Below are 16309 nucleotides of genomic sequence, written 5' to 3'. Positions count from 1 at the left end.
AATGTTTTAACAATAATTTTGTTACAATCACGCAAAATTCTAAATCTAAGGTAAATCAATGAAAGATTTGTTTCTATTCTCAAATTTGCTAAACCATTCACATGCCTTTGTCTATGCGTTTCACTTTTGCCTTGTAGCTTTGATCATCCTCATCGTTGCTTACATCGCAAGGAGTAAAATGCAGCTTGTGCCAAGAGGCCTTCAAAACATAGTTGAGGCTTATTTAGAAGGTGTTATCTCTATGGGCAAGGATACTTTAGGTAGCGAAAAGCTAGCTAGAAAATACCTCCCACTTGTCGCAACTATCGGCTTTATCGTATTTTTCTCAAACGTCATCGGTATCATCCCTGGCTTTGAGTCACCAAGCTCAAGCTTAAATTTAACTCTAGTTTTGGCTTTGGTTGTATTTATTTACTACAACTTTGAGGGCATTAGAGAAAATGGCTTTTTCAAATACTTTGGACACTTCATGGGGCCAAATAAATTTCTAGCTCCGATAATGTTTCCAGTTGAAGTCATCTCACATCTTTCACGTGTAGTTTCGCTATCTTTCCGTCTTTTTGGTAACATCAAAGGCGATGACTTGTTCTTACTTGCGATGCTTACACTTGCACCTTGGTTTGCTCCACTTCCAGCCTTTGCACTTCTAACACTTATGGCTGTTTTGCAAACATTTATCTTCATGATGCTAACTTACGTTTATCTAGCTGGTGCAGTTGCTATTAGCGAGCACGAGCATTAAAATTTAAAGCCATATTTTTTATATGGCTTTTCTCTTTTAAATTTATTCTTTCAAAACATTTTTAACCTATATAAATAGATCGCTAAAGCTCCCCTTTAGATATTTTAAAAGAAAGTATCGCTAAAATACGCACTAAAAATTTGCATAAATTTAAAGGTAAAAATATGTTTGAAGTCGTTATCGGTTTAGAAGTCCATACTCAGCTTAATACAAAAACTAAAATTTTTTGCTCTTGCTCTACTAGCTTTGGCGACGAAGCGAATACTCACGTTTGTCCGACCTGCCTAGCTCTGCCTGGGGCGCTACCTGTGCTAAACAAAGAGGCAGTTAAAAAGGCGATAAGCTTTGGCACAGCGATAAACGCTAAGATAAATAAAAAATCAGTCTTTAATAGAAAAAACTACTTCTATCCAGACCTTCCAAAGGCATATCAAATTTCACAGTTTGAGATACCTATCGTAGAAGGTGGCGAGCTCATCATCGACGTAAACGGCACTAAAAAGCGTATCGGTGTAACTAGAGCGCACCTTGAAGAGGACGCTGGCAAGAATATCCACGAAGAAAATGAGAGCTTGGTCGATCTAAACAGAGCTGGCACGCCACTTCTTGAGATAGTTAGCGAGCCAGACCTTAGAAGTAGCGACGAGGCGGTGGCTTATCTTAAAAAACTGCACTCGATCCTTCGCTTTTTAAACATCAGTGACGCAAATATGCAAGAAGGTAGCTTCCGCTGCGACGCAAACGTCTCTATCCGTCCAAAAGGCGACACCAAGCTTTATACAAGGGTTGAGATAAAAAACCTAAATTCATTTAAATTTATCCAAAAAGCGATCGACTACGAAGTAGAGCGCCAAAGTGCAGCGTGGGAGGATGGTAAATATGACGAAGAGGTCTATCAAGAGACAAGGCTGTTTGACACGACAAATTTAGTGACAAGATCGATGCGTGGCAAAGAGGATAGCGCGGAGTATAGGTATTTCCCTGACCCTGACTTGCTCCCTGTTGAAGTGCCAGAAGAGATGTATAACGAAGCGATCAAAATTCCAGAGCTTGCCGAGCAAAAGGTCGCAAGATACGTTAGTGAGCTAGGTGTAAAAGAGAGTGATGCACTAAATTTAACCCAAAGCGTTGAGATGGCTAGATATTTTGAAGAGCTGATCGCTGCTGGAATTCAGCCAAAGCTTGCTACTACGTGGCTCATAGTCGAGCTTCTTGGTCGTTTAAATAACGGCGTAACGATCGAGACAAGCCCAGTTAGCAGCGCTAAGATGATAAATTTACTAAAACGCATAGAAGATGGCATGATAAGCGGCAAGGCTGCAAAAGAGGTGCTAGACTATCTAATGGAGCATGACGCAGACGTTGATAGCGTCATCGAAAAGCTTGGCTTAAAACAAGTGAGCGACGACTCAGCGATCATCGCGATCATAGATCAAATTTTAGTTGCAAACGCTGACAAAGTCGAAGAGTATAAAAACGGCAAAGATAAGATGTTTGGATTTTTTGTCGGTCAGGTGATGAAAGAGGGCAAGGGTGCCTTTAACCCAGGCAAGGTCAATGAGCTTTTAAAGGCCAAAATAGGCTAAAAAAGGGCTAAAATGAGCATAGCAGTCATCGGAGCTGGCAAGTGGGGCAGTGCGCTTTTTCACGCATTTAGTGAAAATAACGAGTGCGTCATCAGCTCAAGAACGCCAAGAGAGATGTCAAATTTTGTAAGCTTAGATGAAGCTTTGGAGTGCGAATACCTAGTTTGCACGATCCCAACGCAAGCTACAAATTTATGGTTAAAGCAAAACTACAAAAACAAAGATCAAAAGATCTTAGTCGCTAGTAAAGGCATAGACACGGCAAATCTTAAATTTCTAAATGAAATTTATGAAGACTTTGTTGATAGAGAAAATTTGGCCTTTCTATCTGGGCCGACCTTTGCAAAAGAGATCATGCAAAAGCTGCCTTGCGCCTTGGTGGTAAATTCTAAAAATCAAAATTTAGCTTTAAAATTTGCCTCATTTTTCCCAAGCTATATGAAAGCCTACACTTCTGATGACGTGATCGGCGCTGAGGTGTGCGGGGCGTATAAAAACGTGATCGCCATAGCTGGTGGCATCTGCGACGGACTTGGTCTTGGCAACAACGCAAGGGCTAGCCTCATTTCACGTGGGCTTGTCGAGATGGCTAGATTTGGCAAATTTTTTGGTGCAAAAGATGAGACATTTATGGGGCTAAGCGGTGCAGGGGATCTTTTCTTAACCGCTTCATCGATACTTTCGCGCAACTACCGCGTAGGTCTTGGCATCGCAAGGCACGAGAGATTAGAGAAAATTTTAAATGAGCTTGGCGAGGTGGCTGAGGGTGTCGATACTGCAAGGGCCATTAGCAAGATCGCTAAAGAAAAGGGCATATATGTGCCTATTGCTAGTGAGGTTGAAAATATGCTAAATGGCAAAGATGTTTTTGAGAGCGTAAAATCGCTTTTAGGAAGAAGATGAGAGCTTTTAAATTTATACTTTTTGTGGCTATTTTTGCTCTGGGGCTAAACGGCGCAGAGGTGAGCCTAAGAGCCAAGGTCTCGCAGATGATAATGGTTGGCTTTAACGGAGCCAGTACAAAAGACGCTGCGTTTCGTGCGATGTTAAGCGACGCTGGGTATGAGAGATTTGGCGGTGTGATGCTACTTGGTAGAAACGTCACCAACAAGGCCCAGCTAAAAGCTAGCATAAAGGCGATTAAAGAGAAAAGTCCTAAAATTTTCATCGCTATCGACGAAGAGGGCGGCAACGTGAGCCGTATGAAGGATAAGAGCTTTGATGGTCCATATCCTAGTGCATACGAGGTCGCAAGCACGCTTGATATCAAAAGCGCATACGATCTCTACTCAAAAATGGCTATAAATTTAAAGGAGTGCGGCATAAATTTAAATTTCGCCCCAGTGGTCGATCTGCACGATGAAAACTCGCCGATCATCGCCGCTAAACAAAGGGCGTTTAGCGAGTATGCAAGCAAGGTGGTTATCTACGCTGATGCTTTTATGGACGCATTTAAAGAGCAGGGCGTGATAACGACGCTAAAGCACTTTCCAGGGCATGGTAGCTCAAAAGAGGACTCACATAAAAATAAGAGCGAAGTCACGCTAAGCAAAGATGCGCTACTGCCATACAAAGACGCCATAAGCACTGGTAGAGCGCAGATCATCATGGTCGGACACCTTTTTGTAAAAGGCATCGACGAGGACAACCCAGCCACGCTTTCTAAAAAAATAATAACCGATCTCTTGCGAAATGAGCTTAAATTTAATGGCGTGGTCATCAGCGATGATATGCTAATGAAAGGCGTTGGTGACGAAGCTTTGGCGCAAAAAGTGGTGAAATTTATAAACGCTGGTGGCGACATCTTACTCTTTAGCGAGTTTAAGATAAATAACCAAAGAACGGCCGATCTGATCACTCAGATCATAATTGATGCTGTAAATGAGAAAAAGATCAGTAAAGAGCGAATCGACGCATCATACAAGAGGATAATGGCTCTAAAAGCGAAGCTTTAAATTTATGCCAATAAGTTTGAATTTACTCAATTAATAAATGTAAATTTGAGTAAAAATTTAATAGTTTAGACGTAAATTTTAGAGCTTGCCTAAAATGCCTGAGCTACTCTCACAACCCATCAAATTCTTTTTTTAGTTCGTCTCTTAGCTCTTCGGCTCTATCTTCGCCGTTTTTTAAATTTGCCTTTACAAAGCCATCGATCTCGTCTAAAATTTCAACAAGTTCGCTTTCCCAGTTTGCATTTTCCCGCTTTAAAAGCGCCTCGACCTTATCTCTTATCTGCTCTAAGGTATCAAGCGCTTTGTCCTTGTCGCCAGCCTCATTTAGCGCATCTTCAAAGAGTATGTCTTGTCTTAGAGTATTTATCTTTTTTTGTATGACATTGCAAAATTTAGGGTATTTCTCAGCGTTATTTAAATTTTGCAAAACCTCTTGCGCAGCCTTTTGGTATGCAGGCACCGCTCCTTCATCGTCAAGTTTTTTGGTTAGTTTTTGTATCTGAAAATATAAAATAAGCGCCGCAAAAAATGCAAGCAGCAAATAGATCGTAACGCTATTCATTTTTACTCCTTTTTCTAAATTTATCTACGCTAATTATCGCAAGCGCCAGCCAGATCATACAAAATGAGATGACTTTGTAGCCATCTAAAATTTCGCCATAAATGAAGACCGCGCAAAGGATCGCGATGGTTGGTGAGATGTATTGCAAGTAGCCGATAGTTGTTAAATTTATCCTTGTTGTAGCTGCGTTAAAAGCGACAAGTGGCACAATGGTTACGATGCTTGAAGCGATCATTAAAAGTGAGTCTTTATTTAGTCCAAAGTGGCTTTGCGAGTGAAAAACCAGCCATAAAACGTAGCCAAGCGCAAATGGAAACATAAAAAATGTTTCGATAAAAAGCCCATTAAATGCGCTAATCTTCGCCATCTTTCTAACCATCGCGTAAAATCCAAACGAAAGTGGCAAGATGATAGAGACAAGTGGCAGGCCACCTTTGGCGTAAATTTGCACGCTAACGGCTGCGATGACGATGCAAACGGCTATGGCGCTAGCTTTGCTCAGGCGCTCTTTAAAGATGATGACGCCAAGGAGCATGCTTATCAAAGGATTTATAAAATATCCCAAACTCGTATCTAAAATTTTACCGCTACCCACCGCATAGACATAAACGCCCCAGTTTATGGTGATAAAAATACCACTTAAAAATAGAGCCTTTAGCGAGCGGATATCCTTAAGAAGCGCAAAAATTTCGCCCATTTTGCCATTAATGCAAAGCACTGCCGCCATCAAGAAAAATGACCAGATTATCCTGTGGGCTAAAATTTCATAAGCATCGACATCTTTGCTAAATAGGTTGAAATAAACCGCCAAAAATCCCCACATAAAAAAGGCGCTAAGCGCGAGAATAACGCCTTTTTGGCTCTCATTTAGTCTTGGTATTTTTGTCGCCTTTTATAGAATTTATACTATCTATCATCAAAAGCGTGACAGAGATGGCTAGGCAGATCATCAAAAAGTATGAGCTTTTCTCCAGTCTCTCGCCGATGGCAAATGAGACAAAAAGCATCATTATAGGCTCAAAATATGTAAGCAAACCTAGTACATTTATCGGCACGAGCGTGCTTGAGAGGATCTGGGCGATGAGGGCTATGCCGCTGATAGCACCAAGCAAGATGAGCAGATAGTAGATGTTTGGATTTTGGCTCATTACGTAGTCCATATCGGCTGTGAGCGCAAAATAAAATGAGAATAAAAACATAAAAATTATCTCGATAACAAAGCTTGAGAAATTTGCAAGGTTGTAGTACTTTCTAATGGTAAAATAGACTGGATAAAGGCAAAAAACTACAGCGCTCTCCCACGAGATGCCACCACTAATGACCGCTGTGCTAAAGACGCCAAGGGCAGCGAAAAAGATCGATGCTAGCTTTGTTTTAGAGAGGTGCTCTTTGAAAAATATCCGTCCAAAAAGGACCATGACTATTGGCATGATGAGGTAGCCTATCGAGACTTTTAGCGCTGCGCCGTTACTTGGAGCCCAGAGATAGAGCCACATCTGAAATGAGACGATGAGCGAGGTAGCAAGCAAAACTAGTAAAATTTTAGGTTTTAGCTTTATTTTTAGAAGTAAAAATTTGAAATTTCGCTGCTGTTTTAACAAAAAAATGGCGGCGATGACAAAAGGCATGGCAAAGATCATGCGGTATCCAATAAGAGCTTGTGTGCTGATGGGGTTCATGAGCACTGACATGTAGTAAATGCAGTTAAATAAAACTGAGGCTAAAAGCGAATAAAATATGCCTTTTATCATGAAAAAAATCTTCTCTTTTTCTGGGTAAATTTAAAGTAGTGATTGTATGCAAAATATCTTTAATAACCCATTAATGGCTTTTATTTTTTAAGTTTTGCGTGATATAATCTGCGCTAAATCAAGGTAAAAGATAGGAAAAATTTATGACTTGGAACAGAGATAGTTGGAGAGAATTTAATATCTTACAACAACCAACTTATCCAAATTTAAAAGAGCTTAAAGAGGCTGAAGAAAAACTAAAAGCACTTCCACCTTTGGTATTTGCTGGCGAGGCTAGAAGTCTTAAAAATGAGCTTGCAAAAGTTTGCAATGGCGAGGCCTTTTTGCTTCAAGGTGGCGACTGCGCTGAGAGCTTTGCAAATTTTAACGCAAATAACATCAGAGATATGTTTAAGGTCTTGCTTCAAATGGCGATAGTTTTAACCTTTGGTGGTGGCTGTCCAGTGGTCAAAGTAGGCCGCGTAGCAGGGCAGTTTGCAAAGCCTAGAAGTAGCGATTATGAAGAGGTAAATGGCGTTAAATTGCCAAGCTACAGAGGTGACATCATAAATGGCTTTGAATTTGACGAAAAAGCTAGAGTTGCCGACCCAAAACGCATGATAGAAGCTTACTATCAAAGTGCTTCTACGATGAACCTCTTAAGAGCCTTTTCAAGAGGAGGTTTGGCAGACCTTCATCAGGTGCATAAGTGGAATTTAGGCTTTGTTAAAAAGCCAGAGATCGGTGAGAAATACGCAAAACTAGCTGACGATCTAACAAAAACTCTATCTTTCATGGCAGCTTGTGGCATCACTTCAGCAAATACCCCAGCGATAAATCAAACAGCAGTCTATACATCTCACGAGGCGCTACTTCTGCCTTATGAAGAGGCACTAACTAGGGTTGATAGCCTTAGTGGCGAGTGGTACGACTGCTCGGCTCACATGCTTTGGATAGGCGAGAGAACACGCGGCATAAACGATGCTCATGTGCATTTTTTAAGTGGCGTGAAAAATCCTATCGGTGTAAAGATCGGACCAAGTGCAAAGGCAGAGGATGTCATAGCGCTTGCAAATAAGCTAAATCCAGAAAATGAAGCTGGCAGACTAAATGTGATAATCAGAATGGGCGCTGACAAGATCGGCGAAAATTTACCAAAAATTTTAAGAGAACTAAAGCGTGAGGGGCTAAATATCGTTTATAGCATCGATCCGATGCATGGCAACACCGTTAAGACCTCAAACAACTACAAAACTCGTGAATTTAGTAAAATTTTAAGCGAGGTTAGAAGCTTTTTTGAAATTCATAAAGCTGAGGGTACAAGAGCAGGTGGCGTGCATCTTGAGATGACTGGCAAAGATGTGACTGAGTGCACCGGCGGCGCGCTAAACATCACTGAAAGCTCGCTAAAAGAGAGATATGAGACGCAGTGCGATCCAAGACTAAATGCTGATCAGGCTTTAGAGCTTGCATTTTTGATGGCTGATCTAGTTAAAAAAGCTTAAAATTTATAAAATTTGGAGAAAAATATGGCAAATATTTATGATCTAATAGTAGTTGGCGGCGGACCTTGCGGCATAGCTAGCGTAGTAGAGGCTAAAAGAAATGGCTTAAGTAATGTTTTGCTCCTTGAAAAAGGTGACAACCACAGCCAAACGATCAGAAAATTTTATAAAGACAATAAACGCGTCGATAAAGAGTATAAAGGGCAAGATAGCACGATACATGGGCTAGTTTCGTTTGAAGATGGCACAAAAGAGAGCACGCTTGATTATTTTGACAAGCTACTTGACTCTGAGAATATCGAGGCGTTTTTTAACTCTGAGGTCGAAAGCGTAAAAAAAGAGGGAGAAATTTTTAAAGTAACTACCTCAAAAGCTGTCTATGAAGCCAAAAACGTGATGGTTTCTATCGGCAAAATGGGACGACCAAACAAACCTGACTATAAGATCCCGCCATCACTAAATTCAGTTGTAAATTTTAACCTTGATAACTGCACAAACGGCGAAAAAGTGCTAGTTGTGGGCGGTGGCAACTCTGCGGTTGAGTATGCTATCGAGCTTTGTCAGTACAATAAAACGACGATCGCTTACAGAAAAGATAAATTTAGCCGTGTGAATGAGACAAATTTAAGCGCACTTTGGGAGCTTGAGAAGCATAATAAAATAAAAGTAAGACTAAATCACGATATAACCGAGATAGATAATGAATCAGGCAAGGTAAGAGTGCATTATGAAAATGGCAAGATCCGTGTCTATGACAGGGTTGTTTATGCGATCGGTGGCTCAAGTCCGGTTGATTTTTTACAAAAATGTCAGATAAAAACTGATGAAAAAGGCACTCCGATAGTTGATAGCAATTACCAAAGTAGCGTGCCAGGACTATATGTGGGAGGCGACATCGTTTTAAAAAATGGCGGCTCGATAGTAGTCGGACTAAATCACGCTCATAGCGTCATCAAAGATATCTTAAAAGGCAAGGCACAAGCTTGATAAATAAAATCGCACTAGCTATTGTTTGTCTGATAGCTGGCTTTTGCCTCTCGTTTTTGAAATTTCAAAAAGAGGACGAGATACCAAAAGATACTAATCAAACGATTTACTCTATAAATTTTGATGATCTCCCCGAAGAAGAGAAGCAAAGATATGTAAGCAAAGACGATCTTTACGAGTATGGCGGCTACATCACGCCAAAGAGCTACATGCAAAATTTTGTTGATGATAAGGATCTAAATTTATCAAACAATGTAAATGAGCTTCAAGAGCAAGTGCGCGAGCTAAGCAAGAAAAATGAAATTTTAGCCGCTGATAATGTCGATATGAGCGAGAAAAATTTAGACTTCATAAGCAAAATTTCAGAGATGAAAAGAAATATCGAAAATGAAAAAAACGAGATAGTAGAAAAAAATCAAAAGGCTCTTGGCGAGCTTGAGGCACAGCACTTTGAAAATATCCAAGCTTTGACAAAGCGCCTAAATGAAGCGCAAGCTGATATGATAGAGAGCTCAAAGGCTTATGAGAAAAAGATAATTGACCTTGAAAATGCGATAAATGACGCTAGAAGTGACGACGAGAGCAAGCTAAAAGATGCCAAGGCCAGCTTTAATAAATTTAAAGAGAGTTTTGAGGCAAACTACACCGCTTTAAAAGAGCAAAATAACGAGCTAAATGCGACACTTGCGCAAAAAGAAGCTCTTATAAAAGAGTATGAAAAAGCTCAAAATGAAAAAGATAGAGGCGAGAAAAAAGAAATTTTGCTTTTAAAAGAGGAGATCGAGCGAGTTAAAAATGACGCCGACACTCAAAAATTTAGCTATGAAAAAGAGATAAATGCGCTAAATGATGGCTTTGAGACGCAAAAGAGCGTTATGGAGGATGAGCTTTCTAAAAAGGCAAATAAGATAATTGATCTGCAGGAGGCTCTTGAGTCAAACAAGACTGCACTAAAAGATAGAATTTACGAGCTTGAAGAGATCAAGAAAAATCTAAACTCAAAAGATCTAATGGCGCAAAGCTATAATGGTAAAAATTTAGAGCTAAATGCCTCACTTGCGGCACTTCATAAGAGTTTTGATGATCTAAAACAAAAGAGCCTAAAAAGCGAGCAAGAGAACAAGCTTGCAAATGAAAATATAAGCTCGCTTAAAAAAGAGCTTGAGAGGGCAAATGCTCTAAATAAAAAGCTTGAAAAGCAAAATTTAGACGCAAACTCAACTCTAAATGAGCTAAGTAAAAAGCTAAGTTTAAGCGAAGAGAGTTTTAAAAAGAGCCAAGAAGAGCTAAAAGCGCTTGATACAAAGACAACTAAATTTATAAAAACGCTATTTGATCAAAACCAAACTATCTCTTTGCAGTCGCAGAAACTTGGCTCAAACGAGGGTGAGCTAAAGAATTTAAGCGCTAAGCTTGATCTAAAAGATGCGAAGATAAAAGAGCTTGAAGAAAATGTCACAAAGACAAGCCAAATGCTCCTTTCTAAGCAAAGCGAGCTAGAAACTCAAAAAAGAACACTAAAGATCGATATGCAAAACTATGAAATTTTGCGTCAGCAAATAAACATGCTACAAAAAAAGATAGTCGATACCTCAACATTTTTAACCGATAACAACAAAAGTGGTGGCAAAAATTTACTAAGTTTGCAAAATGAACTAGAAAATGCAAAGCAAAAGCTAAATGAGAGTAACAAGACGATAGAGAGGCTAAATTCAAAGATAAATGAGCTAAGCTCAACCACTCACAAAGGCGGTAGCGGTAGTGTAAATGCCCAGATAGTCGAGCTTCAAAAAGATATTGAGCAAAATTTAAACAGACAAGATGAGCTTGAAAATGAAAATGTAAATTTAAAAAATATCTTACAGGCTACGACAAAGCCAGAAACGCCAACAAAGCTAGTCCTCATCTCTAGCATCGAGTGCGACGATATGGACGCAAAGGACAAGGTTAGCATAATGTGCAAAAACAGAGTGAGTGAGTTTTTGCAGAGATTTAACTCAAACTACATGTATGAGATCATCCCGATCGTGGATAAGAAAAATTTTGTCATCCCATCAAATGTCGCTCAAAATATCAAAAAAGATGACCTTGGCAAGCTAAATAACTACGTAAATTACGGCGTTGGCAAAGAGCGTGCAAAGGCGGCTGCTGAGCTTATAAAAGAGGAATTTGGTGACTTTGCAAGGATCAGCTTTAGCTCTGAAGTGATCGTAAAAGATGTGACGCGCGGCTTTATTATCAAGGTTTATAGATGATCTTAGCCCAGCTTGAAAATGGCTATCGCTACAACAGCGATACGCTCGTTCTTTATGATTTTATTTGCGCGAGCTTTGGCGAAATTTCTGGCAGAGTTTTGGATGTTGGAGCAGGGTGCGGGATACTTGGACTTTTGCTTAAGCGTGATTTTAAAAAGATAGATCTAAGCATGCTTGATCTTTTGGAGCTAAATAGCGAAATTTCAAGCTTTAACGCAAAGAGTAACTGCTTAGAGGCTAGAGCTATAACGGCTGATTTTGCAAATTTTAAAGATAGTGAGAAATTCGATCTAATCATCTCAAATCCGCCTTTTTATCATGACGGTGTTACAAAAAGCCAAAATGAGCACATAAAAGTTAGCAGATATGCAAGCTCGCTAAATTTAAAGGATTTTATAAGAGGCATAAGCGTAAATTTAAAGCCACATAAAAGGGCATTTTTTTGCTATGCGCCAGATGATCTTAGCGAGATAGTGGCTTGCTTAAAAGAGTATAAGCTAAATTTGGTGAGCTTAAAATTTGTCCATACTAAAAAGGATAAGCCAGCAAATTTGGCTTTGCTTGAAGTGCGAAACAACTCAAACTCAAAGCTAAAAGTCCTGCCGCCTCTTGTGATGAGCGAAGATGGCTTGCACACGAAAGAGGCAAGCGAGATCTTTAAAAAAGCTGATACAAACAGCGTCTCTTACAAGGAGATCGCGTGAGGGCTGATGGTTTTAGCTATGAGTTTGATCCTAGCTTTTGCGAGAGTTGTGGCGGCAAGTGCTGCACCGGCGAGAGTGGCTATATCTGGATAGACGAGGGTGAAATTTTAAAATTTTGCTCCGCTTTTGATATGTCAAAAGATGAGTTTGAGAGCAAATTTTTAATACATGTTGGGCTTAGGCGAAGCGTCAAAGAAAAGCCTTATGATGATGGTTTTGCTTGCATATTTTTTGATGAGAAAAACAAAAACTGCTCGGTTTATGAGCTAAGACCTAAGCAGTGCAGGACATTTCCGTTTTGGGATTATTTTAAAAAAAACTTAAAGGAGCTAAGAGCAGAATGCATTGGCGTAAAATTTTAATAATTTTTATAAGCGTATTTTTTAGCACGCATCTACTTGCAGATGATAACAAAAGTGTAAATTTACGCCTAATGCAAGCTCTCATCTCGCAAGATAGTGGCGATGTAAATGCTAGTATCCAGACCTATCTAGGGCTTTTTAAAGAGACAAATCAAAAGACCTATCTAAAAGAGGCGATCAAGCTAGCATTTGCTACAAAAAATGAAAATTTAGATAGCCTCATGAGTGATGGCGAGAAGAGCTTAAAAGATGATAGCGATTTTATCAGGATCAAGGTTGCAAATTTAGTCAATCTATCTAAACTAAACGAGGCAAAAGAGTTGATGCAAGAGCTTGCCACAAAAGAGCCAAACGCTCAAAATTTGCTCATGCTTGGTACCATTTGTATGATGCAAAATGATACGGTAACGGCGCTAAAATACTTTGAAGAGGCATACTCGCTAAAGCCTGAAGAGGAGAATTTACTCCGCATCGTTGATATCCTTTTAAACCGCATGGATAATGTAAATGATGCGACAAAATACCTCGAGAAATTCCGTGAGGAGCAGGGCTGCACTCAAAAGACATGTGAGCTTTTGGCTGAAATTTACTCTCAGCAAAGAAATTTCCCAAAGGTGATCGAACTTTTTGAAGAGATCTACGACATCACTCACGACACATCTTATCTTGACAAGATCGTGCAGTATTTTGTCTATGCTAAAAATTACAAAGCGGCTATTGAAATTTTGAAAAAATATGGCTACAACGACGCCACGCTGATGGATCTCTACGCTGCTACTGGAAATTTTGGCGATGCATACGTTTTGGCTGTTAAAATTTATAATGACAGCAGGGATCTAAATTTCTTGGCAAAGGCCGCCATCTACGAGTATGAGATGAACAAAGATAGCCTAGATGAGAAAAAAATCACTGATATCTTAGATAAATTTGAAGTTAGCGTTCCAAAGCTTAATAACGATATGTTTTTTAACTACTACGGCTACTTGCTAATTGATCATGAGATAGACCCAAGAAAGGGTGTGGAGATGGTGCAAAAAGCGCTTGAGATCTCGCCAGACTCGCCTTACTATGAGGACTCGCTAGCGTGGGGGTACTTCAAGCTTGGCGAGTGCAAAAAGGCAAAGGGCATAATGATTCACGCGATGAAAGATGTTGATTTTAGGACTTCAAAAGAGGCAAAAGAGCACCTACATCTAATCGAGCGCTGCATAATAAATTTAAACAAAAGGCTTAAAAAATGATACTTGATGAGATCATAAAAAAGACAAAAGAGGATCTAAAAAAGCGAAAAGCTGACTATCCACAAGAGTGGCTAGGTCGCTCTCTAGCATATAACCCATACGTGCCAAGAGATGTTCTAGGCGCACTTAGATCAAGCAAAGATGAGCCTATAAAGATAATAGCCGAGATAAAAAAAGCAAGCCCAAGCAAAGGCGTGATAAGAGAGGACTTTGAGCCGATCAAGATCGCTCAGGAGTACGAGCAATATGCAAATGCTTTTAGTATCCTAACAGAGCCTCACTGGTTTAAGGGCGACATCGAGTATATCACGCAAGTTCGCCGCTACGCCTCAAGGCCTATCCTTAGAAAAGACTTTATCGTTGATAAGTATCAAATTTTAGAAGCACTTGTTTATGGAGCGGACTTTATCCTGCTCATCGCCAAGGCGCTAACTCAAGGCGAGCTAAAAGAGCTACTTGAGTACGCGCACCACTTGGGGCTTGAGGTCTTAGTAGAGACCCATGACGCGAGCGATGTGAAAAAGGCGGTCTTTGCAGGAGCAAATATAATAGGGATAAATCATAGAAATTTAGATGATTTTACGATGGATATGAGCCTTTGTGAGAAGCTCGTGCCGCTTTTGCCAAACGGCAAGATAATAGTCGCTGAAAGCGGACTTTACGAGCATGAGCAGCTTTGCGAGCTAAACAAGATCGGAGTTGATGCCTTCTTGATAGGAGAGCATTTCATGAGGCAAGATGATATAAAAAATGCCGTTAAAAAGATAAAGGAGGGCGAGTGATGCAGCACCTTTGTGCCCCTTGGAGAAGCGAGTATTTCAGCACAAAAAAAGATAGTTGCGTCTTTTGCGAGATCATAAATTCAAAAGAGGACGATGAGAAAAATGGCGTGCTTTTTCGTGCTAAGCACTGCTTTGGGATCATGAATTTATACCCATATTCGCCAGGACACTTTATGATCATACCAAACCATCACACCGACAAGATCGAGGAGCTTGACGAGCAGACGTGGTTTGAGATGAGTAAATTTGTAAGGCTTGGGGTTGAAATTTTAAAGCGCGAGCTTCACGCGCAAGGCGTAAATATCGGTATGAATTTAGGCAAGGCAGCAGGCGCTGGCATAGCTGAGCACGTGCACTATCACCTTGTACCAAGGTGGAGCGGGGATACAAATTTCATCACAACGATCGCCGATGTCAGGGTAAATGGCACGCCGTTTCATCCGCTTTATCAAAAGCTAAAAAAGGCTTTTAGTGGCGTTATTTGAGCTTGATATCGAGCAGTGGCTTGAAAAAAGAGGCGAGTTTGAAGTCCTGATAGACGCTAGATCGCCGCATGAGTATGCCTACTCGCACATAAAAGATGCTCTAAATTTATACGCGCTTGATGATGCTGAGCACAAAGAGGTAGGCACGATCTATAAAAGCGACAGGGCCCTAGCCAAGAGCCTTGGCGCAAAATACATCTGCAAAAATTTGCAAAATATCATCGACGAGGTCTATAAAAGGGCTAAGGTCGGCTCTGCGATCGGCATCTACTGCGCAAAGGGCGGGCTTAGATCAAGCTCGGTTGGTTTTGTGCTAAGCATGATAGGATATAGGGTTTTTAGGCTAAATGGCGGCTATAAGGCATATAGAAACCATGTTTTAGAGTTTTTAGAGCGTCCTTTAAGCACGAAATTTATCACTCTTTTTGGCAACACCGGCTGCTATAAAAGCAAGCTAATAAGGGCACTCTCGCCGTCAATCGACCTTGAAGCGATGGCAAACCACCTAGGCTCAGTCTTTGGCGCGATAAATGGCGCGCAGCCTAGCCAAAAAAGCTTTGAAGATGCGTTATTTGAGGAGCTTTCTGCACTAAAAGATCAAATTTGCTTTATCGAGGGCGAGAGCAGAAGGATCGGCTCGCTAACGCTTCCAAAAAGCCTTTATGAGGCGATGCGAAGCGGCATCTGCGTCGAGGTTAGTGCGAGCTTGGAGAATAGAATTTTTTGCATCACAAGCGACTATAAAAGTGTGGATAAAGCCTTTTTTGATGAGTGCATAAAGAAAATTTCGCCCTTTATTGACAAAGAGGCCAGAGATGAGGCTGTGGCTAAATTTAATGAAAATGACATCGCCAAAGTGGCTGAAATTTTACTCACAAAATACTACGACAAGGTCTATAAGAAAAATGAAAACATTAGCGTTTTTGTAAGCTCTGATGATCTTGACGAGGCGGTAAAAAAGCTAAATTTGATAAGAGATGAAGTTAAATTTTAAATTTTTTTGGTGCTTTATTTGGGCTAAATTTCATCTACAAATTTAAATTTGCTCTCTTTGGTTAGGTCAAATTTACTTTTAAATTTAAAATATATTGGTTTTTGCGCTTAAAAATGGCTTATTTTAAGGCTGTTTTTATACTTTGGCATAAATTTCTTGCCATTTTTATGAAAATTTCTAGTTAAATTTATCTGTTTATCTGGGGCTGGATTGGCTGGATTGGCTGGATTGGCTGGATTGGCTGGATTGGCTGGATTGGCTGGATTGGCTGGATTGGCTGGATTGGCTGGGTTGGCTGGATTGGCTGGATTGGCTGGATTGGCTGGAGTGGCTGGATTGGCTGTATTAGCTGGATTGGACGGATTGGCTGGATTGGCTGGATTGGCTGGTGGCTGGATTGGCTGGATTGGCTGGATTGG

General features: G+C 40.4%; 17 protein-coding genes. 13 read left to right on the top strand and 4 right to left on the bottom strand.

Annotated elements, in window-relative coordinates; all coding sequences use genetic code 11:
• Positions 1-58 precede the first annotated feature (58 nt).
• The 4 genes from CYP84_RS04785 (at position 59) to CYP84_RS04770 (ending at position 4283) form a co-directional block, all read left to right on the top strand.
• Positions 59-742 carry a F0F1 ATP synthase subunit A gene (locus CYP84_RS04785; RefSeq protein WP_002942300.1) on the top strand — a complete coding sequence of 228 codons (684 nt, stop codon included), beginning with the start codon at positions 59-61 and terminating at the stop codon, positions 740-742.
• 164 nt (positions 743-906) lie between these two features.
• Entirely contained in the window at positions 907-2328 is a 1422-nt protein-coding gene (gene gatB / locus CYP84_RS04780) for an Asp-tRNA(Asn)/Glu-tRNA(Gln) amidotransferase subunit GatB (RefSeq protein ID WP_103636848.1), read from the top strand.
• Positions 2329-2340: 12 nt separating this feature from the next.
• Positions 2341-3231, top strand: coding sequence for an NAD(P)H-dependent glycerol-3-phosphate dehydrogenase (locus tag CYP84_RS04775; RefSeq protein ID WP_103636847.1), 891 nt, complete (start codon positions 2341-2343; stop codon positions 3229-3231).
• Positions 3228-4283, top strand: coding sequence for a glycoside hydrolase family 3 N-terminal domain-containing protein (locus CYP84_RS04770; protein ID WP_103636846.1), 1056 nt, complete (start codon positions 3228-3230; stop codon positions 4281-4283). The genes CYP84_RS04775 and CYP84_RS04770 overlap by 4 nt, the downstream gene beginning before the upstream one ends.
• Before the next feature lie 109 nt (positions 4284-4392).
• Here the strand turns inward: CYP84_RS04770 and CYP84_RS04765 are convergent, their stop codons facing one another.
• The 3 genes from CYP84_RS04765 to rarD (CYP84_RS04755) are packed head-to-tail and all read right to left on the bottom strand — an operon-like array spanning position 4393 to position 6596.
• Positions 4393-4845: an aryl-sulfate sulfotransferase gene (locus CYP84_RS04765; RefSeq protein ID WP_103636845.1), complete on the bottom strand. Its 453-nt coding sequence runs from the start codon at positions 4843-4845 to the stop codon at positions 4393-4395.
• Entirely contained in the window at positions 4838-5692 is an 855-nt protein-coding gene (gene rarD / locus CYP84_RS04760; RefSeq protein ID WP_258033895.1) for an EamA family transporter RarD, read from the bottom strand. The genes CYP84_RS04765 and rarD (CYP84_RS04760) overlap by 8 nt, the downstream gene beginning before the upstream one ends.
• Before the next feature lie 16 nt (positions 5693-5708).
• Positions 5709-6596: an EamA family transporter RarD gene (rarD, locus tag CYP84_RS04755; protein ID WP_021092375.1), complete on the bottom strand. Its 888-nt coding sequence runs from the start codon at positions 6594-6596 to the stop codon at positions 5709-5711.
• Between the two features lie 143 nt (positions 6597-6739).
• Between rarD (CYP84_RS04755) and CYP84_RS04750 the strand changes: the two genes are divergently transcribed.
• Genes CYP84_RS04750 through mnmH form a run of 9 tightly spaced genes read left to right on the top strand, consistent with a single transcriptional unit; the run spans position 6740 to position 15890 of the window.
• The gene (locus CYP84_RS04750; protein WP_103615581.1) at positions 6740-8080 is read left to right on the top strand and encodes a class II 3-deoxy-7-phosphoheptulonate synthase; all 1341 of its coding nucleotides are present in this window, start codon (positions 6740-6742) and stop codon (positions 8078-8080) included.
• A 24-nt stretch (positions 8081-8104) separates the two neighbouring features.
• Positions 8105-9067: an NAD(P)/FAD-dependent oxidoreductase gene (locus tag CYP84_RS04745; protein WP_002942343.1), complete on the top strand. Its 963-nt coding sequence runs from the start codon at positions 8105-8107 to the stop codon at positions 9065-9067.
• The gene (locus tag CYP84_RS04740; RefSeq protein WP_103636843.1) at positions 9064-11322 is read left to right on the top strand and encodes a vesicular transport factor Uso1p; all 2259 of its coding nucleotides are present in this window, start codon (positions 9064-9066) and stop codon (positions 11320-11322) included. Before CYP84_RS04745 ends, CYP84_RS04740 begins: the two co-directional genes overlap by 4 nt.
• Positions 11319-12026, top strand: coding sequence for a tRNA1(Val) (adenine(37)-N6)-methyltransferase (locus CYP84_RS04735; RefSeq protein WP_103636842.1), 708 nt, complete (start codon positions 11319-11321; stop codon positions 12024-12026). The genes CYP84_RS04740 and CYP84_RS04735 overlap by 4 nt, the downstream gene beginning before the upstream one ends.
• Complete coding sequence (locus CYP84_RS04730; RefSeq protein WP_103636841.1) at positions 12023-12388, top strand: YkgJ family cysteine cluster protein; 366 nt, start codon at positions 12023-12025, stop codon at positions 12386-12388. Before CYP84_RS04735 ends, CYP84_RS04730 begins: the two co-directional genes overlap by 4 nt.
• A complete protein-coding gene (locus CYP84_RS04725) occupies positions 12367-13629 on the top strand; it encodes a tetratricopeptide repeat protein (RefSeq protein ID WP_103636840.1) in 1263 nt (420 codons plus the stop codon). Before CYP84_RS04730 ends, CYP84_RS04725 begins: the two co-directional genes overlap by 22 nt.
• Positions 13626-14411, top strand: a complete 786-nt coding sequence (trpC, locus tag CYP84_RS04720) for an indole-3-glycerol phosphate synthase TrpC (protein WP_087583171.1) — start codon at positions 13626-13628, stop codon at positions 14409-14411. The genes CYP84_RS04725 and trpC overlap by 4 nt, the downstream gene beginning before the upstream one ends.
• Entirely contained in the window at positions 14411-14896 is a 486-nt protein-coding gene (locus tag CYP84_RS04715; RefSeq protein ID WP_103636860.1) for an HIT family protein, read from the top strand. Before trpC ends, CYP84_RS04715 begins: the two co-directional genes overlap by 1 nt.
• Positions 14883-15890: a tRNA 2-selenouridine(34) synthase MnmH gene (gene mnmH, locus CYP84_RS04710; protein ID WP_103636839.1), complete on the top strand. Its 1008-nt coding sequence runs from the start codon at positions 14883-14885 to the stop codon at positions 15888-15890. The genes CYP84_RS04715 and mnmH overlap by 14 nt, the downstream gene beginning before the upstream one ends.
• Before the next feature lie 107 nt (positions 15891-15997).
• Here mnmH and CYP84_RS10885 read toward each other — a convergent pair.
• A partial coding sequence (locus tag CYP84_RS10885; RefSeq protein ID WP_219809662.1) for a hypothetical protein occupies positions 15998-16309 on the bottom strand: 312 nt, incomplete at its 5' end.

The sequence above is a fragment of the Campylobacter concisus genome, assembly GCF_002912425.1.
Classification (GTDB): domain Bacteria; phylum Campylobacterota; class Campylobacteria; order Campylobacterales; family Campylobacteraceae; genus Campylobacter_A; species Campylobacter_A concisus_AH.
The sequence above is the reverse complement of the archived record's forward strand: the minus strand, read 5'-3'. Positions and strand labels throughout refer to the sequence as shown.